The sequence below is a fragment of the Caproicibacterium sp. NSD3 genome, assembly GCF_053613275.1.
In genome coordinates, this window is the sequence record NZ_CM132119.1 from 2,230,118 (window position 1) to 2,253,063 (window position 22,946).

Genomic DNA, 22,946 nt, shown 5'->3' on the forward strand with positions numbered 1-22,946 from the left:
TCACAAATTGGTACGATAGTTTTGCTTTACAGATAAAGTCCGCCGCCAGGCCCTAGAGGCCATCCGGCCAGGAACCATACTGAGAACAAAGCGACCCAAGTCAGTAAATAAAATAATGTATATGGCATTAACAAAGACATTAAAGTGCCCATGCCTGCCTTTTTGTCATAGGTTTTCACAAGCCCCAAAAGCATTGCGAAATAAGCCATAACCGGTGTGATTGCATTGGTAACGGAATCGCCCATACGGTAAACCATCTGGGTCAATGCCGGACTATAACCAAGCATCATAAACATCGGAACTAGAATTGGTGCCAAAAGGGAATATTTTGCGTTTGCACTTGGCACAAAAAGATTGATTAGCGCGCAGACAACAACCAGAATCAACATCAAAGGCAGCCCGCTGAGTCCACTGTCACGAATGGCCGCCGCGCCATTTACAGCAAGAATTGATCCAAGGTTGCTGGTTGTAAACCACCCTGTAAATTGTCCTGCAAAGAAACAGAGAACGATAAACGGGGCTACATCACGAATTCCTTTTGCCATTGCGCTCCCAAGCGCTTTGCCATCCGGAATTGTACCGGCAACTCTGCCGTAAACAATGCCCGGAATGCCGATCAGAAGAACCATCGCTGTCACAATGGAACCAAGCTGCATTTTCTGATTATTGAAAACATTGACCCCATTTGCATCACATAAAAAGCCATATGGTGGAATAACGCCGATAATTAAAATAGCCAACATAATTAGAATCGAAATTCCACCGGCGCGCATGCCTTTTTTCTGTTCCGGCGTCGTCTGATAACTGGAAAGATCGACTGCTTTAATATCACTGTCTGAAAGGCTCGGATCCCATTTCCCCATTCGGGGCTCCAAAACTTTTTCCGTTACGAAAGTATTAACGACTGTTAATACAATACACGCAACCGCAATAAAATACCAGTTACAGGTTGGCAAAACCACTGCGTTTGGATCAAGGATTGCTGCCGCAGCCTGAGAGGTTGCAGAAATTCTTGCGTCGGAAATGCCAATCAGAAGGTTTGCTGCCAAGCCGCAGCCGGTAGCTGCATAAGCACAGCACATTCCGACTATCGGGTTTCTGCCAACAGCCAAAAACAGCATTGCTGCTAAAGGCGGCAGAATCACGAATCCGATATCAGACATAAAATTTGAAGAAATCCCAAGAAAAATAACGATTGCGGTAAGCATGGTACCGCTTACCTTCATCCCCATTCGAATAAACAAAGAATCCAAAAATCCAGATTTATCTGCAATACCGACTGCAATGAATAACGGCAGTGCAATCGCAAGCGGTGCGAAAGTAGACATGTTTTGATAACAGTTGCTGATCATATATTGGAAACCTGCGGGACTAAGCAAATTAAAAACGGTAACCAGTTTTCCGTCTGCCGGACTGATTGCACTCCACCCACAGATTGAGCCAATCCATGAAATAACTGCTACAAGGACAACCAGCCAAATAAACAGGATCACAGGATCCGGCAGTTTATTGCCAACCCTTTCTACTCCGTCCAAAAACTTTGAACGCTTTACCAACTTAGGCTGCTGCTCCCCTTCTTTTCCCATGAATAATTCCTCCTTCTAATTTTGGAATTGTTGATCAGAGTCCGCACACCAGCTAAATTCGATTGTTTCAATCCACCTTCTTTTTTGTAAATTTCGATTGCAATCGGCCAAATTCTTACATAATGTTTTTCTTTCAAACTAATTGTAAGTTTTGTCTTCTGCCCTTATTATAAAAGCCTTTTTTTAAAAGTCAACAAAAATCATGCTGTATTACTGCATAAACTATTTCTTTTTTGTTTGTATATCTTGCTTAATTTTGAGCAAAAAGCAGGGCTATAATTACAAATATTGACTAATCTTACGATATTGTTGACTTTTCTTTTTAATTTTTTAAAGCTTTAAATGTTTTAAATTAATTCTTTACAAAAAACTCCGAAGAATATTTGCTCTTTCAACAAGAGCTCAATTCTTCGGAGTTTTCGGTTGCAATTTTAATAAACTTTATTCCTTTGACGAATTTTGCTGGTCTTTTTGCTTTGCTTCTTCCAAATAGTTATAAAGTGTAAATTTAGAAATCTGGAATGCCTGGCACAATTCCACATTCGCTTTTGAAATTTTAAAGACCCCTTTTTTGTTTAAATAGCTGAGGGCCCGAATCTTTTCATTTCGATCCATCATAGACATTGGCTTTCCAATCTCTTGTTCACAATGGCTAATGTAATAGTGCAGCACATCGTCCACATTTTCAAAGCCAACATCTTCTTCCGGTATGGAACCGGAATCATTTCCATTTGGCACAAAACCACGCAGCATGTTTTGAGACAAAATGAGATCTGTCACATCAAGATTTACACAGACAGAACCAATAATTTGATCTTTCTCATCATTAATTAAAGTGGTACAGGATTTAAAAATATGCCCCGAGCGGTTGCCTGTTCCGTTAAAAAAATAGATCCGACTGTCATGATATTTTTCAATATCGTCCCCGCAATGAGCGATCATCCCCCCGCGCGGAGAACCACCTACCGAACGTCCGCTTACAGAACCGTTAATGATATGCACGATCGAATGATCAAATCCTTCTCGAAAATCATGGATAATAATTTCACATTTTTCCCCCATGAATTTTTGGATCCCTTCTGCAAAACGAATAAAAAAATCAAAGTCAATGTTCTCTGAAATTTTCATAAAATCCCACCGTCTTTCTGCACAGAAAAATTTTTAATATTTTTTAAATTTCATGAAAATAATGAATTAATCTGAATATATTTTTGATTATAGAACAAATAGTTTGATTTGTCTATTGTTTTTAAAAAATAGATTTTAAGTGACAGCGTTTTTGCTTTAGCATTTATAAGGATTTGATTGATTCTCCGTTTTTGCTGACATTTTGGCGCATGTTACTGAATTTGAATTGACAGAAAGAATGGTTGTAGATATAGTGCGAAGTGAACGAAGATGCAATCCGGCTAATTATTCTAAATAAATTATTTCGAAAAGATGTGATGTTTTTGTACAGTAGTAATAATAAAGTTTGTTCTCTTTTTGAGGCTGTTTCTACCTATGTACATTCCGGCGACCATATGGCATTTGGCGGTTTTACGACCGGCCGAAAACCCCTTGCGGCTGTTTGTGAAATTTTGCGGCAGGGGCAGACCGATCTGATCGGCGAAGGCGGTCCTGCCGGCAGTGACTGGGATCTGTTGATCGGCGCCGGAAGAGTAAAAGCTTACATAAACTGTTATACCGCAAATCCTCGTTTTTCCAATGTGAGCCGTCGATTTCGCGCAGCAATTCAAGAAGGATCCATTCTTTTCGAAGATTACTCTCAAGATGCGCAGATGACTATGTTTCATGCAGCGGCTATGGGTCTGCCCTACGTTCCTGTGCGCATGATGCTTGGTTCCGGCATGGAAAAAGAATGGGGGCTTTCCGAAAAAGAGCGGGAAAAAATTGATAAACTACCGAATCAGAAATTTTTGATTCAGCAAAATCCTTTTCATCCGGAAGAAAAACTACTTCTACTGCCGGTTCCTCGGCTGGATACCTCAATTATTCACGCACAGATTGCTTCTCCAGACGGTACCTGCCGCCTCTTGAGCGATCCTTTTCAAGATGTTGATTTGGCATTTGCCGCGAAAAACACGATTGTTACTTGTGAAGAACTAGTCTCAAACGAATGGATTCGCCGCGAACCAGAAAAAAACACCATTCCCGGTATTACCATAAGTGCAGTCGTTCATCTTCCTTATGGAGGGCATCCCTCTCAGGTTTACGGCTACTACGATTACGATCAGGAATTTTATCTTGAATATGATCGTGCAGGAAAATCTGATGAAGCATTTCAGCAGTTTTTAAAAGAGTGGGTCTATGGGGTCAAAAATCATGCTGAATATTTGGAAAAGCTTGGTGTTAACCGGCTGCTTAGTTTAAAGAATGTTCCCGGATACGGATTTCATGTTTCTGATGAGACTATTGCAGAGGAGGAGAGCAAATGAGTGAATCTTATACCCATGGTGAGATGCAGGCTTATACGATTGCTCTCCTCATCAAAAAAGATCAGGTCGTAATCGTTGGTACGGGGCTGCCTCTGGTAGGAGCAATCCTTGCCAAAAAGCGCCTCCAGCCAACCTGCCGTTTAATTGTTGAAAGTGGGCTGATGGATTTCAATCCAAAAGAAATTCCCCGCAGCGTCAGCGATAACCGTTCAATGGCACACTGCGCCGTAGCATGTCCGCCGATTCGTTATCTTGGTTATCAGGCAAATGCACTTTTAAACCACAATGACCACCTTATCGGTTTTATCGGAGGTGCGGCCGTCGATATTTACGGCAACGTTTCCGCGACTTCCATCGGAGACTACCATCACCCGAAAGTTCGTTTTCCGGGCTCCGGAGGTGCAAACGGAATTGCCTCTTTTGTCAATACCGTAATCGTCATGCCGCACGAAAAGCGGCGTTTTGTAAACGAAATGCCCTATATCACAAGTCCCGGATGGCTTGACGGCCCCGATGGGCGCAAAAAATGCGGACTTCCTACAGACCGCGGACCGCAAGTGGTTGTTTCTAATCTCGGTGTTATGAAGTTTGATGCAAAAACAAAAAAGATGTATCTCTGGGGCTATTATCCTTTTACCTCTCCGGAAGAAATTGCGGAAAACACCGGATTCTCAATGGATCTGTCCCAAGCAAAAGTTCTTCCGGAACCAGATGAGGATACCGTTCGTTTTCTGCGTAAAAAGATCGATCCGGATCATCTTTATCTTTAACCATAAACTGTAATCAGATATGGAGGAATTCCTATGAAAAAAGAAATCAGCATTTTTATTAACGAAAAACTTTGCAAGCAATGTGGAATTTGTTCCGCGCTGTGCCCAAAGAAGGTTTTAACGCAAGAGATCGGCTGTCCTCCGGTCGTCACAAATTTGGAAGACTGCATTGGATGTGCACTATGCCAGATGCGGTGCCCTGATTTTGCTATTGAAGTGGAGGTAAAATAAGCCATGCGAAAAACCGTTAAAAAATTTATCGAAGGCAATGTCGCCATGGTAGAAGGCGCCATCGCTGCCGGCGCTCGTTTTTATGCAGGCTATCCAATCTCTCCCAGCTCTGAAATTGCCGAAACCGCTTCCAAAGAGCTGCCAAAACACGGCGGAATGTATGTTCAAATGGAAGACGAACTTAGCTCTATGGCAGCCCTGCTTGGTGCTTCTCTCGCTGGTAAAAAATCATTTACCGCAACCAGTGGTCCCGGCTTCTCTTTAATGCAGGAAAACTTGGGGCTTGGAGTGATGTCTGAGATTCCGGCCGTTATCTATGATGTTCAGCGCTGTGGTCCTTCCACCGGTGCCGCAACAAAACCCGCCCAGGGAGATCTCATGCAGGCGCGCTGGGGAACGCATGGCGATCATGGAATTATCGCTTTGAGTCCTTCTTCTGCGCAGGATTGTTTTGACCTTTCCATTACCGCATTTAATCTCTCTGAAAAATATCGAACTCCTGTCGTTTTCCTTGCTGATGAAGTAATCGGTCATTTGCGCGAAACCGTTATTATTCGGCAGCCGGATCCTTCCGAGATCATCAACCGCCGGCAGCCGGATTCTACTACAAAGCCCGAAGATTTTCACCCCTACGATTTTTCCGGGAACATGCCCGCACCGATGCCTTTTATCGGCGATAAAAAATTTCTGATGCGCACGACTGGTTCCACACACGACGAAAAAGGTGCTTTTTGTCCGACGCCGGATAACATTAGCCGTGTGACCAATTATCTGACAAACAAAATCGAAAAGAACGCCGATAATATTGCAATAACCCGAGCATATCATCTGGAGGACGCCGACGAAGTCATTATTACCTTCGGATGCTGTGTACGCAGCGCCATGACTGCTGTTGATCGTCTGCGCCAAAAAGGAATAAAAGCGGGTCTTCTGCAGCTGGTTACGATCTGGCCCATGGCGGAAAAGAAAATCCGCTCCGTTCTCTCTTCCGTACATAGAGTTATCATTCCGGAAATGAACATGGGACAGCTTGCAAATGAAATCCGTAAATTTAACGATTACGGCTGCAGGGTCATACAGGTCAACCGAAATGATGGAATTTTGATCACGCCACAGCAAATCATTGATGGATTGGAGGCTAAATAAAATGGCTACTTATAAAGATTATATGCTTTTTAATAAGCTTCCCCAAACTTGGTGCGCCGGCTGCGGAGAAGGAATTGCACTGCAATCTATTGCCGCGGTACTTGCTTCTACCGGATATGATAAGCATGATATTGCGCTGGTCAGCGGCATTGGGTGCTTTGGCAGAGTTGATGATTACCTTGATCTCAACTGCATGCATGTCACCCACGGCCGCGCGCTCCCGGCAGCTACCGGAATTGCGCTTGCGAATCCAAATCTCCATGTACTTGTCACGATGGGAGACGGTGACGGCGTAACCATCGGCGGAAATCATCTGATTCACTGTGCCCGCCGCAATATCAATCTGACGGCCATCATTGCAAACAACTACAATTATGGGCAAACCGGCGGTCAGTATTCTGCCACAACGCCGACTGGAAGTATCACCTCGACTTCCCCTTACGGACACATTGAACCCCCAATGGATATTTGCAAACTGGCTGCCGCAGCAGGTGGAACCTATGTTGCCCGCGCCACCTCTTACAATCCGGTACAGATGCGCAAGCTGATTAAAGATGGGATTGAACATAAAGGATTCTCTCTGATTGAAATTATGGTAGCCTGCCCCACGCACTACGGCCGCTACAATAAGCAAGGAGAAGCTGCCCGCATGATGAAGCTGATGAATGAACAGAGTGTCACTCCAGAGCAAGCTTCCCATATGACGGAAGAAGAGCTCAGCAGCAAAATCATTGTTGGATGCCTTGTCAACAAAGAACGCGAAGATTACTATACAAAATATCATAAAATCATTGAAGAAGAGAGAGAGGAGGCGTAAAATAATGAAAAAAGAAATTGTTTTAAGCGGCGTCGGTGGTCAGGGTTTGATCTCCACTGGTGAAATCATCGGTCAAGCAGCTTCTATTTTTGAAGGACTGAACGCCACAATGACCGCTTCTTATGGTTCCGAAACAAGAGGGACCTTCACTAAAACAGACGTGATCGTCAGTGATAGGCAGATTGGCTACCCCAATGTAGAAATACCGGATTTAATTTTATGTCTCGCACAGGTCGCCTACGATAAGTACCTTCCCTTATTCCGCGATGATACGCTGATTGTATATGATACCGATGAAGTTAAAAAAGCAGATTCTTCCAAAGGGCAGTACATCGGCTATCCGTTTCGCTCGATGGGCCTTGAACTCGGCAATATTCAGGCTGCAAATACAATCGCGCTGGGTGTTATGATGAAGCATACCGGACTTCTGACAAAAGAAAATATTCTTTCTGCGATCGCCTTTCGATTCTCGGGAAAAGAAAAAGTCATCGCAATGAACAGCAAAGCGCTGGAAAAAGGATTCGAATTATAATCTTTCCCGAAAGCGAGGGGTCTTTGTGGAAAATGAATTTCAAATCTCCAAATATGAGCGTGACAAAAATCCGCATGCACATTTTCACGAAACTTATGAGATTCTGATTCCACTCAGCAATGAAGGAACTTTTTTTGTGCAGGAAAATGGCTATCAACTTTGCTTTGGCACCATTTTTATTCTCCACGAATATGTAATTCACCGCTGTTTTTGCACGGGAAACAAATCTTATGCACGCTATGCAATTCATTTTCCACGCCGAATTTTAGAAGAAATGTCTACTCCCCACACCAATCTTTCGGCTCTTTTTGAAAATGCGCCGCTGGTCCTGCGAGTACATGATGACGCGCTTGCGAATCTGCTGGGGATTCTCTGCAACCTGATTAAACCCGATTCGGATGATTTCGGCGACGACATAGAACGTGCACTCTCCTTTCGCAGATTTCTCCTCATGCTCGCAAAAATAATTGCGCAGGAGGAGCCGCTTCCTCCTCCACTGCCAAAATCAGATCCGCGCGTTGATAAAGTTCTACAGTACATTCATGCAAATTATTCCTGCCCTATTTCTCTGGAGACCCTTTCAAAAGAATTTTATATCAGTAAATCCAGACTCAGTCAGCAGTTTCGAAAATCCACTGGTTTTTCCATTGGGGATTATATCATTACCTATCGGATTCGGCGTGCCTGCGTTCTTCTTCGTCAAGGGATGAAAATTCAAAATATCAGCAAAGCTGTGGGCTTTCAAAATGATACTCATTTTATCCGTACCTTCAAAAAGCGAATGGGAATGTGTCCCAGCGACTTTGAAAAGCAGGTTCTCGTGGAATCTTCTCCAAATATTCTTTAAACTAATTGCAAAAAGGGCTTCGAAAAGAATTTTTTCTTTTCGAAGCCCTTTCTTTTTGTTTCGAAGGTGCAATTCGAAACAACAGGGAGAAAAATGAGATATTAGAATTCAGGAAGCGGCCGTCTCGTTTTCACGCTGAGGCGCCGGGAACGGAATCGTATGTGTTTTTCCAGAACCGGATGGATAGTACGGAAGTTGTTCGTCAAAACACTTTTTTCCATTCTCATACCATGCAACCAAATGCTGAATGGTATCGCGCGCTTTCGCGGCTACGGCCAGATCGGAGTTGAAAGCTTGATGAGGCTGCACATAAATATTGTCCGAGCGTTCTAACGAACGCTTTACAAATTCTGTAGCAGCCAAACAGTTTGGATTATCGGTCTCTGCCACATGATTTAGGCTCTTTGAAAAAGCTTCTTCATCGGTAAAAACGTCCAAACCAATTCCTTTAATAATTCCCTCGTCATAGAGTTCCAACAACTGTGATTCCGGTGCAATTTCGCCCCTTGTCACATTGATGAAAATCAGACCGGGCTTTGCTTTTTGCAGATATTTTCTTGAAAAATAATTGACATTATAAAACGGACTGTAAGAAAGCCTTGTCAAGTTCATGGCATTGATAATAATATCGCTATTTGCGATTGCCTGCTCTTTTGTTACAAAATTTACCCCATGGTGATAAAATTCATCCAACTGACCTTCGCGAATATCGACCGCCTGCGCAGTCAAGCCATTTGCCGCAACAAGGTCGTAAATCCGTTTGCCGATCTTCCCAACACCAAAGACTGTTGCAACACGGTTTCCTGCCAACTCTTCAAAAGAAGGCTCCCGGTTCCGTTCAAAGGTTCTGGTACAGACGGTATAATCGTTGAGCAGCCCGGCTGTTGCATATAAGAACTTAATTGCCGTCTGTGCCACCGCATTGACACAGTATTCACGCAAAGATGTAATGTTGGCACGATCCGCAAATGCCTCATAATGATCATATCCGGCACTGCGGGTAATGATGCTCTTCTTCTTGCCATCCAGATATCCCTTTGGTAAAACAGAATGTGTTTTTGTGCTGATGATATCAGGCAACTCTAGATCAGGATGCGCCGCTAAAAAGTCCTGTACATTTTCCGGTGTAATCAAATAATGCAGATTTGCCGGAAGTTTATGTGCCTGCTGTGCTTTTGTCGTCTCTTCTTCCAAATGTCTTGCTTCTTCGCCAAGCGCCTCAAAATGAATGATATCATATGGTTTCATGATTCTCATCCTCCTTATAATAAATTTAAGGACGCGCTTCCAATCTTCAATTTACTAATCATCAAGCTCATTTAATTTTAAGCTGCTTTACCTTGGTCATTTCTGCTGATCGGCATTTCTTCTACCTTACCAACATCAGCTTGCGAATAGGTTTGTACTTTTGACTTTGGAGTCCACCATTTGCAGGCATACGCTATAATTCCCATAAGCAAAACGACTCCAAAGCATACCCATGTGACAATATGAGGGCCTGCAGCTACCATCGAAGTCATCAAAACTGGAGGAATTACCTGCAATGCAACAACAATTGGACGATTGATCAGATCTGAAATGCCAGAGTCTTCAATTCCTCTGGATTTTAGTTCCGGATCACAAATACGCTGAAGCATAACGCCTGTTGCAGCTACGCCAGTCGCATGCCCCCAAACCATCATGTTGCGTTCGAACCAATCCTTCGGAGAAGAATGTTTGCCGACAAAATGGAACCAGAACCAGTTTGTCAGGAATCCTGCCGCACAAACCACAAGCAGCGGAACTGCATATTTGACAACAATTCCAAGCTGTAAAGAACCAATACCGGAAACCATCAGGAAATCAGTAGAAGTACCGCTGATCCGGCTGATGCTTCCCCGGTCAATATATTTATAACTACCCGTTTTATTCATAATGGCATTGACAATAAATCCAAAAAGAAGTGCTGTGCAGAAAGCTGGGATTTCGACTCCGATTACGGGTACTAACGCTTCCGAAAGAAAATAACCCAAAAGAGAAGGAACCAAGACTAATCCAAGATGAAATGCCATTGGGTCCATGCAGATCGTAGAAATGCTCGCCTTTGTACTAACCTTTTGGTCGATCGGCTGTATCAATCCCGTTTTCATGGATAAAGGAAGATCCTTCGGTGAAGTTACATAATGGGTATATCCCTTGCGGGCGCCCCAGTTAATGATTGCCACACCGGAAATAATACCACCGACTAAGCCGACCGTCGCGGTCGTATAACCCAATGCAGAAGCTTCATCCCAACCCAGGTCTGCATATGCCTGACCAACGGCAGCTGCTGTTCCATGGCCGCCATAGAATCCGGTTGCCATCATTAATCCAAACCCAGGATTCAGATTTTTGAAGAACAGATCCAGCACATAAACTGTTAGGAACATGCCAACTGCATACTGCAAAACCGCAATACCGGTAATGTTAAAGAACATTCCGCCGATTGCCGGTCCGGATTTTGCCTCTTTGCTCGGTCTATCTCCGATCGGCATTGCAGCAAATACCAAAACAATTAAAACGCTTGCATATGTACCAAGGCTCTTGGAAAACGGAAGGATTCCCCAGCCATTTGGGCCAAGCGCTAAAGCGAAGATCCCGGCTATCAATGCCGGCGGAATCAATAGTTTTTGAAAGATTTTTAATCTTGCACGCAGCAGTTCTCCCAACAGCAACAAACCGCCCATCATACTGACATCGGTCAAGACCGTCCAAAGGGTCATCATCAAACGCCTCCCATCAAATTTTAAAAAACAACTTTTGCAATTCCGGACTTGCTCCCTTTTAAGAGAGAAAAAGGTATCGGCAAACTTGCCAAAAATTTTTTTGTTCTCTCCCTTTTTCATGCACTATCATATCATTCAATTTCCGCAATTTCCTGCACTGTATTTGCATAAAAGTGATATATCTTGCTATTTAACAGTATATTTTCTTTTTTAGAATTATTTTTTACTTTTTTCCCCATATGATAAGGGAACAAATAAAATTTACAGCAAAACATCATTCATTTTTAGATAAAATCACTTTGGATTTCTTTCCTTTTTTCCCCTTTTTTTGTTTGTTAGTTCTGTTTTGGAATAAAACCGTTTCATAATATTCCTTTAATCCCTTAATACCAGCAAAAAGCTACAAAAACAGCACAATAAATGTCTCTTTTCTCTTGCTAACTCATTTGTTTGCTATAAAACTTGCATATCTTGCTCCGCAATTTTTATCGTTTTCAATGAAAAAATCAAACAAAAACTTTCATTTTGGGAAGGAGATCTTTTTTATGATTCGCTACAAATATGAAATCCATTCTAGTCGAAATGATACTTATTCCATGGATCGGCCGCACTTTCACGAAGATGTCGAAATCATGATGTGCACTTCTGGTGAAGGGCTTTTCTTTTTGGAACCGGAAATTTATCCGCTCCACCGAGGACAGTTGTTTCTTTTTGGTGCTTCTATTTTGCACCGAAGCGTCGCAAACGAAGCCTACCGCAGCAGAGTTCTTCATATTGCGCCAAGTCTGCTGCAGTCTCTCTCCACTCCGCATACAAACCTCGCTGCTTGCGCCGAACGGTCAAAAATTCAAGTGACTCTGACGGAAGAAGAAACCGTCGAACTCGAAAAGCTTTATAATCAGCTTCAGACTCCCTGCACCAGTGGGAACTTTGGGGAAGATATGCAGCAGCTGCTGACTCTCTTAACGTTTCTACATAAAACATTCTGTTATTTTACTACAGCAGATTTGAAGGCAACAGAAATCAATCACGATTTGGAAAAGGTTGCACCAATTCTGGAGTATATTCGAGCACATTTATCGGAATCATTAACCGTTGATTCCATTGCTTCACATTTTTTCCTGAGTAAATACTATCTCTGCCATATTTTTAAGCCCGCAACCGGATTTGGCGTTATGGAGTATGTCATTCATTGCCGAATTTTGCGTGCCCGGGAACTTTTACGCAATGGAATGCGCGTGCAGGAGACTGGTGAAACCGTTGGATTTCGCAACAATGAGCATTTTATCCGCACTTTCAAAAAACTGACCGGAACTTCTCCTAAGCGTTATGCCAAAGGATATTTGCTCAGTGATCAAAATAAAAAAGGGGAAAGTCTTTCAGCCTGAATTTGTGCTGAAAACTTTCTCCCTAACTACTTTAAAATAAAGATTTTAAAAATAGCGATAAAAAAGGATCCCAGCCATCTAGGCGGGACCCTTTTCATTTTCTTCTCAGAAAATTATTTCATATTCGCGAGTTTTTCCAGTTGATCGTAATGATCTTTAGCACCCTCTTCTGCTTTCTCAAAGAGCATCTTTGCACGATCCGGGAATGCACGGGTCAAAGAATTGTAACGAACTTCGCCCATGATAAAGTCATGATAGCTTGCAGTTGGCTCTTTAGAGTCAAGCTGCATCGGGTTCTTTCCAATCGCTACAAGGCGCGGATCATAACGGAGCAGATTCCAATATCCGGCATCTACAGCCTTCTTTTCCTCGGTCTGTACAATACTCATGCCGCCCTTGATGCCATGATTGATACAAGGAGCATAAGCGATGATGATGGACGGTCCATGATAGCTCTCAGCCTCCTGGAACGCTTTGACACACTGATTCATATTAGCGCCCATTGCAACCTGTGCCACATAGACATAGCCATAGCTCATTGCAATCGCAGCCATATCCTTTTTCTTGGTTGACTTTCCGGTAGCCGCAAACTGGGCAACTGCGCCGATCGGGGTTGCCTTGGATGCCTGTCCGCCGGTATTGGAATAAACTTCGGTATCAAAGACGAGAATGTTGACGTCTTCTCCAGAAGCCAAAACATGGTCAACTCCGCCGAAGCCGATATCATAGCACCAACCGTCGCCGCCGAAGATCCATGTAGATTTCTTGGAGAGGAATTCTTTTTCTTCCAGAATTCCCTTGGAAGTCGGGCAGCCTTCTGCAGCCGCTTTTTCCAGTTCCGGAATCAGCTTATCAGTTGCAGCACGGTTTGCACCACTGTCTTTTTCGGTATCAAAATAATCACTGCAAGCCTTTTTAAAGGACTCGGAAGCACGCTCATCTTTTGCAAGTTCCTTGATTTCGTCCATAAGACGGTCACGAATTGCAGCCTGACCAAGTGCCATGCCCATGCCATATTCCGCGTTATCTTCAAAGAGGGAGTTTGCCCATGCCGGGCCAAATCCGCGCTGATTGCGGGTATACGGTGTTGAAGGCTCACTGCCGCCCCAAATGGAGGAGCAACCGGTAGCATTCGCAATATACATACGATCGCCGAAAAGCTGGGTCGCAAGTTTTGCATAAGGAGTCTCGCCGCAGCCTGCGCATGCACCAGAGAACTCAAGAAGCGGCTGTTTAAACTGGCTGCCCTTAACGGTAGTCTCCTTAAACTTCGCAATCACTTCCGGTTTCTCCGGCAATTTTACGCCATAGTCAAAGCCTTCCTGAGAAACAGCCTGTGTCTCCATCGACTTCATTGCGAGTGCTTTATTGCCCTTCATTCCTGGGCAAACATTTACGCAGGAACCGCAGCCGGTGCAGTCATAAGCAGAAATTGTCACAGCAAACTTCATGCCGGGCATACCGGTCATATCTTTTGTCTTCTGAGAGGCAGGTGCTGCCTTTGCTTCTGCTTCAGTCATTGCAGCTGGGCGAATGCAGGCATGCGGGCAAACGTAAGAGCAGAAATTACACTGAATACAGTTATCAGGATTCCACTCCGGAACATCTACAGCAATTCCGCGCTTCTCATAAGCAGAAGAACCTGCAGGAGCTGTGCCGTCCGCCATATCTTTAAAGGCAGAAACCGGCAGCTTATTTCCCTGATAGCGGTTGATCGGCTTCAACACGTTGTTTACATAATTTACAGTGTCAGGATTTCCCTCGGTTGCAACAGAGACCTTCTGGTCATCGGTGCAATTCTTCCAGGATTCCGGCACATTTACCTTATGATATTCTTTTGCGCCACGATCAATTGCCGCAAAGTTCATATCAACAATCTTTTGGCCTTTCTTCGCATAGCTATGCTCTGCAGCGGCCTTCATATATTCAGTGGCTTTTTCTGCCGGAATAATTTCTGCGATGCTGAAGAAAGCGGACTGGAGAATGGTATTGATCCGATTGCCGAGTCCAATTTCCTTGCCAAGCTTTACGCCGTTGATGGTGTAGAAGTTAATGTTGTGATCAGCAATGAATTTCTTCATCTTACCGGGCAACTCCTTGTCCAGCTCTTCATCACTCCACTGGCAGTTTAGCAGGAAGTTTCCGCCGTCTTTCAAGTCCTCAACCATATCGTAGTCGGTCACATAGCTGGACTTATGGCAGGCAACAAAATCGGCCTTGCTGATATAATAGGTGGATTTGATTGGACGATCGCCAAAACGCAGATGAGAAACAGTCAATCCACCGGATTTCTTGGAATCGTAGGCAAAATAGCCCTGAGCGTACATATCGGTATGGTCACCAATAATCTTAATGGAGTTTTTGTTCGCACCGACAGTACCGTCTGCGCCGAGTCCCCAGAATTTGCAGGAATGGGTGCCCTTCGGAGTGGTATCCGGGTTTTCCTTAACCGGCAGAGAAAGGTTCGTGACATCATCCACGATGCTGATCGTAAAGCGTTTCTTAGGAGTCTCGCTCTGCATATTGCGATAGACAGCAACAATATCTCCCGGGGTCGTATCCTTGGAACCAAGGCCATAGCGTCCGGTATAAATCGGCACGCAGCCGAACTCAGTGCCGGAAAGGCCGGCCAAAACATCCAGATACAGCGGCTCACCAATGGAACCGGGCTCACGGGTACGGTCAAGAACAGAAATTTTCTTTACCGTCTTGGGCAGAACTTTTGTCAGATATTCCGGTACAAACGGGCGATAGAGGTGAACCTTAACAAGGCCAACTTTTTCGCCGGCAGCATTCAAATAATCAACCACTTCTTCTGCGCATTCGCAAACAGAACCCATGGCGATAATCACCTGCTCTGCATCGGGAGCGCCATAATAGTTGAACGGTTTATAATCGGTACCGATCTTCGCGTTGACCTGATTCATATAATTCTCGACAACTGCGGGCAGCGCATCATAATAGGAATTAGATGCCTCGCTTGCCTGGAAGAAAATATCGTCATTCTGAGCAGTTCCGCGGGTTACAGGATGTTCCGGATTCAGTGCGTTCTTGCGGAACTTTGCAACTGCATCCCAGTCCAGCATATCGCCGAGATCTTTATAATCCCAGTAATGAATCTTCTGAACTTCGTGAGAAGTACGGAATCCGTCAAAGAAATGCAGGAACGGCACACTCCCTTTAATTGCGGCCAAATGTGCAACTGCGCCCAGATCCATAGCCTCTTGCGGGCTGTTGGAGCAAAGCATTGCAAAGCCGGTCTGACGGCATGCATAAATATCGGAATGATCACCAAAAATACAAAGTGCATGCGTTGCAAGAGAACGAGCCGCGCAATGAATAACTCCAGGCAGAAGTTCTCCAGCGATCTTATACATATTTGGGATCATCAGGAGCAGACCTTGAGAAGCAGTGTAAGTGGTCGTAAGCGCGCCGGCTGCCAAAGAACCGTGTACGGCTCCGGAAGCGCCTCCCTCAGACTGCATCTCTGTAATATTCACCTTGCGTCCGAACAGGTTTTTCTGTCCTGCTGCAGCACTCTTGTCCGCTTCATCTGCCATTGGTGAAGACGGAGTAATGGGGTAGATGGCAGCAACATCAGTAAATGCATACGAAACATACGACGCCGCCGTATTGCCATCCATAGTCTTCATTTTTCTGGAATCCATTGGGCAAATCCTCCTTTAATAAACGCATAAGAAGCACCTTATTCGATTTCCGCTTTCTTTTACGTAAAACTGTTTTTATTCTAACATTTTTCTATTCTTCTGTAAAGAAGCTTTTTATTGATTGTATATATTTTAACAATAAGCACCTGCTTTTTTTTGCAACATGCCTAGTTTTTAAAATTTCATGGCATAAAACCCCTTATTTTTCTCTCCAAAACAGTTGCACATTGACATTTCTCCTATTGATAGGATACAATAAGTAAAAATCTATAATTTAGATTATTGCAGAAAAACACCATTTTATGCTTTCCTAACTGAAAGGGGAAATGAACTTTTATGGCTCCTGAACCTGGGCCCACTGATTTTTTATGGACAACAATTATTTTACTGCTTTTACTTCTTTTGCTGACTGCAATTTTGACTACGGCAGAAATCGGAATCATTAATCTTTCCGACAGCCAAATCAAAAAGCTCACTGAAGAAGGGAATCCGCAGGCCGGCACCATTTCGAAACTCACCAAACATTCCGGACGGTTTTTGGGATCCGTACGTTTGGGAATCGGAATCTGCGAATTTCTGGCGGCAGGACTTGCCTCATGGGGAATTGCACCATTTATTGGAAATGCACTGTTCTCTCTAGGTCTTCCTCAAAATGGCGCTTTTATTCTTGGATTTGTTTTGACGATCCTTCTTTTGGTCTTTTTATTTTTGCTTTTCGGAGAAGCAATCCCCAAAAAGTTTGCTCCTCAGCGTATTGAATCCTCTGCTTATCGATATGCAGGCTTTTTAAAAGGTCTTATTATCTTTTTAAAGCCAATGTTTTCGCTGATTTCAAGCTGCACCCATTTTGCGATGCGAATTGGTGGGCTAGATCCCAATCATGAAGAATCGACCGTTACAGAAGAAGAAATTTTAATGATGGTCGATCAGGGCGAAGAAAAAGGGGTCATTGCAGAAGATGCGAAAGACATGATCTCCAACATCTTTGACTTCGATGACAGTACCGTTGCAGAAGTGATGACACACCGTACAGACATTACCGCTGTGGAAGATACCGATACTATTCAGGACGTTGTCGATCTTGCAATTCAGGAAGGTTTTTCCCGGATTCCTGTTTATCACGAAGACCTCGACAACATTCTTGGCATTATCTATGTAAAAGATCTGCTCAAATACGTTGGGGCTCCAGTCGATCAAACGCTGAAACTGACAAAGCTGATGCGTTTGGCTCATTTTGTTCCGGAAACCAACAAGTGCAGCGAGCTTTTCAAAGAAATGACGGAAAACCATTTTCAGATTGCGGTAATTGTTGACGAATACGGCGGAACCGAAGGACTGATTTCTCTGGAAGATCTGCTCGAATCCATCGTCGGCAATATTCAGGATGAATATGACCGTGAAGAGGAAGAAGTCATTGAAGAAGGGCCTAACTGCTGGAATGTTGACGGTTCGATTGCGATCGATGATGTGGAAGACCTCACCGGCATCACCCTGCCCCGCGGCGATTATGATACGCTTGCCGGCCTTTTGGTCGAACTGCTTGGCAGAATCCCCAATCCAGATGAGCAGCCTTGTGTCAAATATGGAATGCTTACTTTTACTGCTCTGCGAGTGGAAGAACGCCGAATCATCCGAATTCGTATCCGAAAAAAAGTTTTTTCACAGGAAGTCACCCAAAAGGGCAGCACAAAATCACAAAATAAAAAACAAAGTTAAAAAATCCTCACCGGAAAATTTTTCGGTGAGGATTTTTATTAGCACAGCTAACAATATAAAAAGCTATTGGTTATCCCTAACCTGTTTATTCATGATCCGGCTTTGGAGCAACCCCCGGAACCGGCATGCAGTTCCAAATATTTGCTGCATACTCGTGAATCGCACGGTCAGCCGCAAATCTTCCCGCATTTGCAATATTTGTCAGGCTCATCTTCTGCCAACTGAGCGAATCCTGATAGATTTTAGCCGATTTTTGCTGCGCTTTTGCATAGCTGTCAAAATCGGCTAAAACCATGTATGGGTCCTGATTGATGAGCGAATCTGCAATTTCCGAAAAATTATTTCCGTTCCAGCCGGTGCGCATCTCGTCGACCGCTCTGTGAATAATCGGATTGTTTTCATAAATCTGCCGCGGATGATACCCCGCTTGTCTTAAACTGTTTACTTCCTGCGTGGTCATTCCGAAAAGGAACATATTATCGTCCCCCACAGAATCATGGATCTCCACATTGGCGCCGTCCAGCGTTCCCAGCGTAACCGCTCCATTAATCATAAATTTCATATTACTGGTGCCGCTCGCCTCGGTGCCTGCTAGGGAAATCTGTTCACTGATATCGGCCGCTGGAATCATCAGTTCTGCCAGCGTGACTCGATAATCCTCGATATAGACAACCTTGAGTTTCTCTTTTACGCGGGGGTCATTGTCAATGGCCTGAGAAAGCTGATAGATAAACCGTATAATCTGCTTCGCAAAATAATAGCCAGGCGCCGCTTTCGCTCCGAAAAGATAGGTGCGCGGCTGAAAATCCGCATTCGGATTTTCCCGCAGCCACTGATAGGTAGAAAGAATGTGCAGCGCATTCAGATGCTGGCGTTTGTACTCGTGCATTCTTTTCACCTGCACGTCAAAAATAGAATCGGGGTCAAGTATGATTCCATTTTCCTGCTTAATATAGTCAGCCAAACGTTCTTTGTTTTCATGTTTGATTTTAGAAAGAGCTTCCAGCGTTGACCCATTGTCTTTAAATTTTTCAAATTTTTTAAGTTGATCGGCAAAATGAATATATCCGTCCCCGATTTTTTCAGTCAGCAGTTTTGAAAGCCCCGGATTCGCCTGGCAAAGCCATCTTCTGTGCGCAATCCCGTTCGTCACATTTGTAAATTTCTGAGGCATTTCCGTATAAAAGTCATGAAAAACCGTATCTTTTAAAATCTGACTGTGCAGACCGGAAACCCCGTTTACATGATGTGCCCCTACGACAGCGAGGTTAGCCATCTTGACAAATCCGTCGTTGAGCGGCGCCATACGGCCGACTTTATATCCATCCACGCCGTGCTCATGCATTTCGGCGCAGAAGCGGCGGTTGATCTCCTCGATAATCTGATAAATTCTTGGCAGGCGCAGACGGAACAAATCCGTATTCCAGCACTCCAATGCTTCTTTCATCACGGTATGGTTTGTATAGGCAAACGTACGAGTGGTAATATCCCATGCGTTTTCCCAGCTGTAACCACACTCGTCCAGCATAATCCGCATCAGTTCGGGAATCGCAAGGACCGGGTGCGTATCATTCAGATGAATTGCCACCAAATCGGGCAGATTGTCGAGCGTAGAATATTGAAAAAGATGATTCCTGACAATATCCTGGATACTGGCGCTCACCAAAAAATACTGCTGGGTAAGCCGCAGACTTTTTCCTTCCATGTGATTATCTTCCGGATAAAGCACCTTCGTAATTACTTCCGCCATTGCATTGCGTTCCATCGCCCGCAGATATTCGCCGGAATTAAAAAGCTTCATATTAAAATCCGGACTCTTGCTCTTCCAGATTCGCAAACAGGAAATTCCTTTGCCATCTGCACCGGAAACATACATATCACATGGAATTGCAATAATATTGGTATAATCTTTATGCGTCGTCATATGATGAGAGCCTGACCACGACTCCTCAATATGCCCATCAAAATGAACTTCTACTGCCTTTTCCGGAATTTCCCGCAGCCAGACTTGCCCACCAGGCAGCCAAAAATCAGGCAGTTCCGTCTGCCAGCCGTCTACCAGCTTTTGACGAAAGACCCCATATTCATAACAAAGACTGTATCCGGTAGCAGGATAGCCATCAGTCGCTAATCCGTCCAAAAAGCAGGCGGCAAGTCTTCCCAATCCGCCGTTCCCAAGACCGGCGTCCGGCTCACAGTCATAAAGACGATCGAGTTTTAAGCCCATTTCCCCTAGGGCCTCCCGAAAAGGCTCTTCTAGCCCTAAATTCCAAAGATTGTTTTTAAGGCTGCGCCCCATCAAAAATTCCATACAAAGATAATACACATGTTTTGTATGGTTTTTTTCTGCTTTTTCTGAAAATTCGCTATATCCTTTTGAAAGAAGATCAATCACAACTTTAGCGACCGCTTTATAGCATTGATCATCTGTCGCATTGTTCAGCGCAACCCCAAAATTCTGCTCCAATTTTGCAAGAACACGATTTTGTATCTCTTTTTCGGATAAATGATAATTCATTTGCGCTCCTCCAATGAAAGCCTCATTCGGATTGCTGCCGGCTTTCTCCAATGTTTCTGTTCGAAAATTCACAATGTGAGATGGTTTCATTATTATAAAATAAATCCCGCTGCGTTGCAACAATCCAAAATAATTTTACATCTAACCCATCAAACATATTCATTCCTTTCTATTTTCCTTTTGCAAAAAGTTGCAATCTAAAATAGAATCTATTAAACTAAAAGTAATTTGCAGCCGAATGATTAGAACCGAGGAACAACTATATGTTTAATTCACGCAGTCTGTCTTATCGCAGTCCTATGGGGGCAGTAGGCGATCATCAGCCCGTTCATTTTCGCGTGACCATGCCGCGCGATTTACGGGTCAGTGCAGTGCGGCTTTTGGTCCTGCGCGACCGAGATCAGAGTCTTTCCACACTGGACCTTTTCTGGTGCGGAATGAATGGGGAAAACTTTGAATGGTGGGAATGTCATTTTATTCCGCAGGAAGAAGGGCTCTATTTCTATCATTTCCAGGTGAATACATGGCGCGGCTGGCAGGATCTTTATCGAGGAACAGACGGCGAAGATTCCGCTTTTCACGGTCCTATCGGGAGGCTCTGGCAGCTGACCGTTTTTGAGCATACCTACCGCACTCCGGATTGGCTTTCCGGCGGTGTGATGTACCAAATTTTTCCCGACCGCTTTTTTGCTTCCGGTAAAGGAAAATCCAATGTTCCAAACGACCGAATGCTTCACAAAAAGTGGGACGAAGAACCGATTTGGCAGTCCGGTGAAAAGGGAGTCGTCAAAAATAACGACTATTTTGGCGGCGATCTCCCTGGAATTACTCAAAAGCTGGATTATTTAAAAGGATTAGGGGTCACCTGCATTTATTTAAACCCAATTTTTGAAGCTCATTCCAATCATCGCTACAACACGGCAAATTATGAAAAAATCGACCCGCTCCTCGGCAATGAGGATGACTTTCGCACCCTTTGCAGAGAAGCCAAAAAGCTCGGGATCCATGTAATCGTTGATGGTGTCTTCAATCATACCGGCAGTGACAGTATTTATTTTAACCGGGAAGGCCGTTATCCGGAGCCCGGAGCCTATCAGAGCAAAGACTCCCCCTATTATTCGTGGTATCGTTTTCATAACTGGCCAAACGATTATGAATGCTGGTGGAATTTTACTACCTTGCCCGATGTAAAGGAAGAAAATCCGGATTACCGTAATTATATCACAGGGAAAAACGGAATTATCCGCAAATGGATTCGGGCCGGAGCTTCCGGCTGGCGTTTAGACGTTGCAGACGAACTGCCCGACAGTTTTCTGGAGGACATCCGCAAAGCTGCACGGGAAGAAAATCCGGATGCAGTTATCCTCGGGGAGGTCTGGGAAGATGCCACCACAAAATACGCTTATGGAAAAAGGCGGCGGTATCTTTTAGGAAATCAACTTGACAGCGTCATGAATTATCCATTTCGCGACGCAATTTTAGACTTTCTCACCGGAGAGGATGCGGCGCAGATCATGGAATCCATTACGGAAATTTTGGAAAATTATCCGCCGCAAACGATTCGGATTTTAATGAATCATATCGGAACGCACGATACCGAGCGGGCTTTGAGTGTATTAGGCGGAGAACCGCTTAACGGGCGTGACCGAAAATGGCAAAGTGAGCAAAAGCTCTCGGAGGAACAGCGAGCTCATGCGGTTGGGCGGCTCAAAGCAGCATCCCTAATCCAATATACGCTGCCGGGGGTTCCATGCCTTTATTATGGGGACGAAGCCGGTATGGAAGGCTATCGAGATCCCTTTAACCGCCGGGTTTATCCATGGGGAAACGAAGACGCCGATCTTTTGGAATGGTACCGTGGTTTAGGTTCTCTTCGTAAAGAATTTTCCTGTTTAAAAGAAGGGGACTTTCAGCCGATTCACGCAAGCGGTCATTTGCTGATCTACACCCGCAGCAATCTGCGCGATCAGCTCCTAATCGCCGTTAACGCGGCAGATTCAAAAGAACCTTTCTATCTTCCCGACGACTGGCGCACCGCACAGATTGAATTTGGGCCGGAACCAGACCGAAACGGCAGTGTAACTCTCGAAGCGCAGGGGATGCTCTTACTCTCACGCAGAAAGATTTCGGGGCCAAATCCTTCTTTAGAAACGCTGCCTACCCCCTCTTCCAATGAAACAATCGAGTCCATCAAAGACCAGATTTTAGAGAGCGAAGAAAAGCCCGTAATCAAAGAACAGCTGATGGATTTTCTTCAAAAAATAGATTCCCAAAAGTCAGATTCCAAAAAAAGCACTTGACTTTTTTTAATAGATTGTCTATAATGAAAAAGCTGTCAAGGTGATAGCTTATGCGCTCATAGCTCAGCTGGATAGAGTGCTTGACTACGAATCAAGAGGTCCTGGGTTCGAATCCCCGTGGGCGCACCAAATAATTTTAAGAAAACCGCATTGGAAAGCCATTTGTTGGCTATCTGGTGCGGTTTTTCTTTTTTCTATTTTTGCATCAAAATCGCTGAAAATCACTGAAAAATTAGGGAAACGTC

16 protein-coding genes and 1 tRNA gene are annotated in these 22,946 nt (G+C 44.3%); 11 read left to right on the top strand and 6 right to left on the bottom strand.

Annotated elements, in window-relative coordinates:
• Positions 1-26: 26 nt before the first annotated feature.
• Positions 27-1,586, bottom strand: coding sequence for an AbgT family transporter (locus ACVS9P_RS10925; RefSeq protein WP_452103564.1), 1,560 nt, complete (start codon positions 1,584-1,586; stop codon positions 27-29).
• A 441-nt stretch (positions 1,587-2,027) separates the two neighbouring features.
• Entirely contained in the window at positions 2,028-2,714 is a 687-nt protein-coding gene (locus ACVS9P_RS10930) for a helix-turn-helix transcriptional regulator (RefSeq protein WP_452103565.1), read from the bottom strand.
• A gap of 323 nt (positions 2,715-3,037) precedes the next feature.
• On the opposite strand from ACVS9P_RS10930, the gene ACVS9P_RS10935 reads away from it, so the two are divergent.
• Genes ACVS9P_RS10935 through ACVS9P_RS10965 form a run of 7 tightly spaced genes read left to right on the top strand, consistent with a single transcriptional unit; the run spans position 3,038 to position 8,367 of the window.
• The gene (locus ACVS9P_RS10935) at positions 3,038-4,024 is read left to right on the top strand and encodes a CoA transferase subunit A (RefSeq protein WP_452103566.1); all 987 of its coding nucleotides are present in this window, start codon (positions 3,038-3,040) and stop codon (positions 4,022-4,024) included.
• Entirely contained in the window at positions 4,021-4,794 is a 774-nt protein-coding gene (locus tag ACVS9P_RS10940; protein WP_452103567.1) for a CoA-transferase subunit beta, read from the top strand. Before ACVS9P_RS10935 ends, ACVS9P_RS10940 begins: the two co-directional genes overlap by 4 nt.
• 33 nt (positions 4,795-4,827) lie before the next feature.
• Positions 4,828-5,025: a 4Fe-4S dicluster domain-containing protein gene (locus tag ACVS9P_RS10945; protein ID WP_452103568.1), complete on the top strand. Its 198-nt coding sequence runs from the start codon at positions 4,828-4,830 to the stop codon at positions 5,023-5,025.
• Positions 5,026-5,028: 3 nt separating this feature from the next.
• A complete protein-coding gene (locus ACVS9P_RS10950) occupies positions 5,029-6,171 on the top strand; it encodes a 2-oxoacid:acceptor oxidoreductase subunit alpha (RefSeq protein ID WP_452103569.1) in 1,143 nt (380 codons plus the stop codon).
• A 1-nt stretch (position 6,172) separates the two neighbouring features.
• Entirely contained in the window at positions 6,173-6,988 is an 816-nt protein-coding gene (locus ACVS9P_RS10955; protein WP_452103570.1) for a thiamine pyrophosphate-dependent enzyme, read from the top strand.
• 4 nt (positions 6,989-6,992) lie between these two features.
• A complete protein-coding gene (locus ACVS9P_RS10960; protein WP_452103571.1) occupies positions 6,993-7,520 on the top strand; it encodes a 2-oxoacid:acceptor oxidoreductase family protein in 528 nt (175 codons plus the stop codon).
• 25 nt (positions 7,521-7,545) lie between these two features.
• A complete protein-coding gene (locus ACVS9P_RS10965; protein ID WP_452103572.1) occupies positions 7,546-8,367 on the top strand; it encodes an AraC family transcriptional regulator in 822 nt (273 codons plus the stop codon).
• Positions 8,368-8,475: 108 nt separating this feature from the next.
• Here ACVS9P_RS10965 and ACVS9P_RS10970 read toward each other — a convergent pair whose 3' ends face one another.
• Both ACVS9P_RS10970 and ACVS9P_RS10975 read right to left on the bottom strand, forming a co-directional pair.
• Positions 8,476-9,615: an NAD(P)-dependent oxidoreductase gene (locus ACVS9P_RS10970; protein WP_452103573.1), complete on the bottom strand. Its 1,140-nt coding sequence runs from the start codon at positions 9,613-9,615 to the stop codon at positions 8,476-8,478.
• Positions 9,616-9,692: 77 nt separating this feature from the next.
• On the bottom strand, positions 9,693-11,111 hold the full coding sequence (locus ACVS9P_RS10975) for a sodium/glutamate symporter (protein ID WP_452103574.1): 1,419 nt from the start codon (positions 11,109-11,111) through the stop codon (positions 9,693-9,695).
• A gap of 545 nt (positions 11,112-11,656) precedes the next feature.
• Here ACVS9P_RS10975 and ACVS9P_RS10980 point away from each other — a divergent pair.
• Positions 11,657-12,499, top strand: coding sequence for an AraC family transcriptional regulator (locus ACVS9P_RS10980; RefSeq protein WP_452103575.1), 843 nt, complete (start codon positions 11,657-11,659; stop codon positions 12,497-12,499).
• A 113-nt stretch (positions 12,500-12,612) separates the two neighbouring features.
• On the opposite strand, the gene nifJ is transcribed toward ACVS9P_RS10980, so the two are convergent.
• Positions 12,613-16,167: a pyruvate:ferredoxin (flavodoxin) oxidoreductase gene (nifJ, locus tag ACVS9P_RS10985; RefSeq protein WP_452103576.1), complete on the bottom strand. Its 3,555-nt coding sequence runs from the start codon at positions 16,165-16,167 to the stop codon at positions 12,613-12,615.
• Between the two features lie 336 nt (positions 16,168-16,503).
• On the opposite strand from nifJ, the gene ACVS9P_RS10990 reads away from it, so the two are divergent.
• Positions 16,504-17,883, top strand: coding sequence for a hemolysin family protein (locus ACVS9P_RS10990; protein ID WP_452103577.1), 1,380 nt, complete (start codon positions 16,504-16,506; stop codon positions 17,881-17,883).
• A gap of 85 nt (positions 17,884-17,968) precedes the next feature.
• Here the strand turns inward: ACVS9P_RS10990 and ACVS9P_RS10995 are convergent, their stop codons facing one another.
• Positions 17,969-20,401, bottom strand: a complete 2,433-nt coding sequence (locus ACVS9P_RS10995; RefSeq protein WP_452103578.1) for a glycogen/starch/alpha-glucan phosphorylase — start codon at positions 20,399-20,401, stop codon at positions 17,969-17,971.
• Positions 20,402-20,664: 263 nt separating this feature from the next.
• On the opposite strand from ACVS9P_RS10995, the gene ACVS9P_RS11000 reads away from it, so the two are divergent.
• Both ACVS9P_RS11000 and ACVS9P_RS11005 read left to right on the top strand, forming a co-directional pair.
• Positions 20,665-22,701 carry a glycoside hydrolase family 13 protein gene (locus ACVS9P_RS11000; protein ID WP_452103579.1) on the top strand — a complete coding sequence of 679 codons (2,037 nt, stop codon included), beginning with the start codon at positions 20,665-20,667 and terminating at the stop codon, positions 22,699-22,701.
• 52 nt (positions 22,702-22,753) lie between these two features.
• Positions 22,754-22,830, top strand: a tRNA-Arg gene (locus tag ACVS9P_RS11005).
• Positions 22,831-22,946 lie beyond the last annotated feature (116 nt).

Excerpts from the sequence above, each read along its gene's own strand:
- ACVS9P_RS10925 (WP_452103564.1), bottom strand. The coding sequence starts at position 1,586 with ATGGGAAAAGAAGGGGAGCAGCAGCCTAAGTTGGTAAAGCGTTCAAAG.
- ACVS9P_RS10930 (WP_452103565.1), bottom strand. The coding sequence starts at position 2,714 with ATGAAAATTTCAGAGAACATTGACTTTGATTTTTTTATTCGTTTTGCA.
- ACVS9P_RS10940 (WP_452103567.1), top strand. The coding sequence starts at position 4,021 with ATGAGTGAATCTTATACCCATGGTGAGATGCAGGCTTATACGATTGCT.
- ACVS9P_RS10945 (WP_452103568.1), top strand. The coding sequence starts at position 4,828 with ATGAAAAAAGAAATCAGCATTTTTATTAACGAAAAACTTTGCAAGCAA.
- ACVS9P_RS10950 (WP_452103569.1), top strand. The coding sequence starts at position 5,029 with ATGCGAAAAACCGTTAAAAAATTTATCGAAGGCAATGTCGCCATGGTA.
- ACVS9P_RS10955 (WP_452103570.1), top strand. The coding sequence starts at position 6,173 with ATGGCTACTTATAAAGATTATATGCTTTTTAATAAGCTTCCCCAAACT.
- ACVS9P_RS10960 (WP_452103571.1), top strand. The coding sequence starts at position 6,993 with ATGAAAAAAGAAATTGTTTTAAGCGGCGTCGGTGGTCAGGGTTTGATC.
- ACVS9P_RS10970 (WP_452103573.1), bottom strand. The coding sequence starts at position 9,615 with ATGAAACCATATGATATCATTCATTTTGAGGCGCTTGGCGAAGAAGCA.
- ACVS9P_RS10975 (WP_452103574.1), bottom strand. The coding sequence starts at position 11,111 with ATGATGACCCTTTGGACGGTCTTGACCGATGTCAGTATGATGGGCGGT.
- ACVS9P_RS10980 (WP_452103575.1), top strand. The coding sequence starts at position 11,657 with ATGATTCGCTACAAATATGAAATCCATTCTAGTCGAAATGATACTTAT.
- nifJ (WP_452103576.1), bottom strand. The coding sequence starts at position 16,167 with ATGGATTCCAGAAAAATGAAGACTATGGATGGCAATACGGCGGCGTCG.
- ACVS9P_RS10990 (WP_452103577.1), top strand. The coding sequence starts at position 16,504 with ATGGCTCCTGAACCTGGGCCCACTGATTTTTTATGGACAACAATTATT.
- ACVS9P_RS10995 (WP_452103578.1), bottom strand. The coding sequence starts at position 20,401 with ATGAATTATCATTTATCCGAAAAAGAGATACAAAATCGTGTTCTTGCA.
- ACVS9P_RS11000 (WP_452103579.1), top strand. The coding sequence starts at position 20,665 with ATGTTTAATTCACGCAGTCTGTCTTATCGCAGTCCTATGGGGGCAGTA.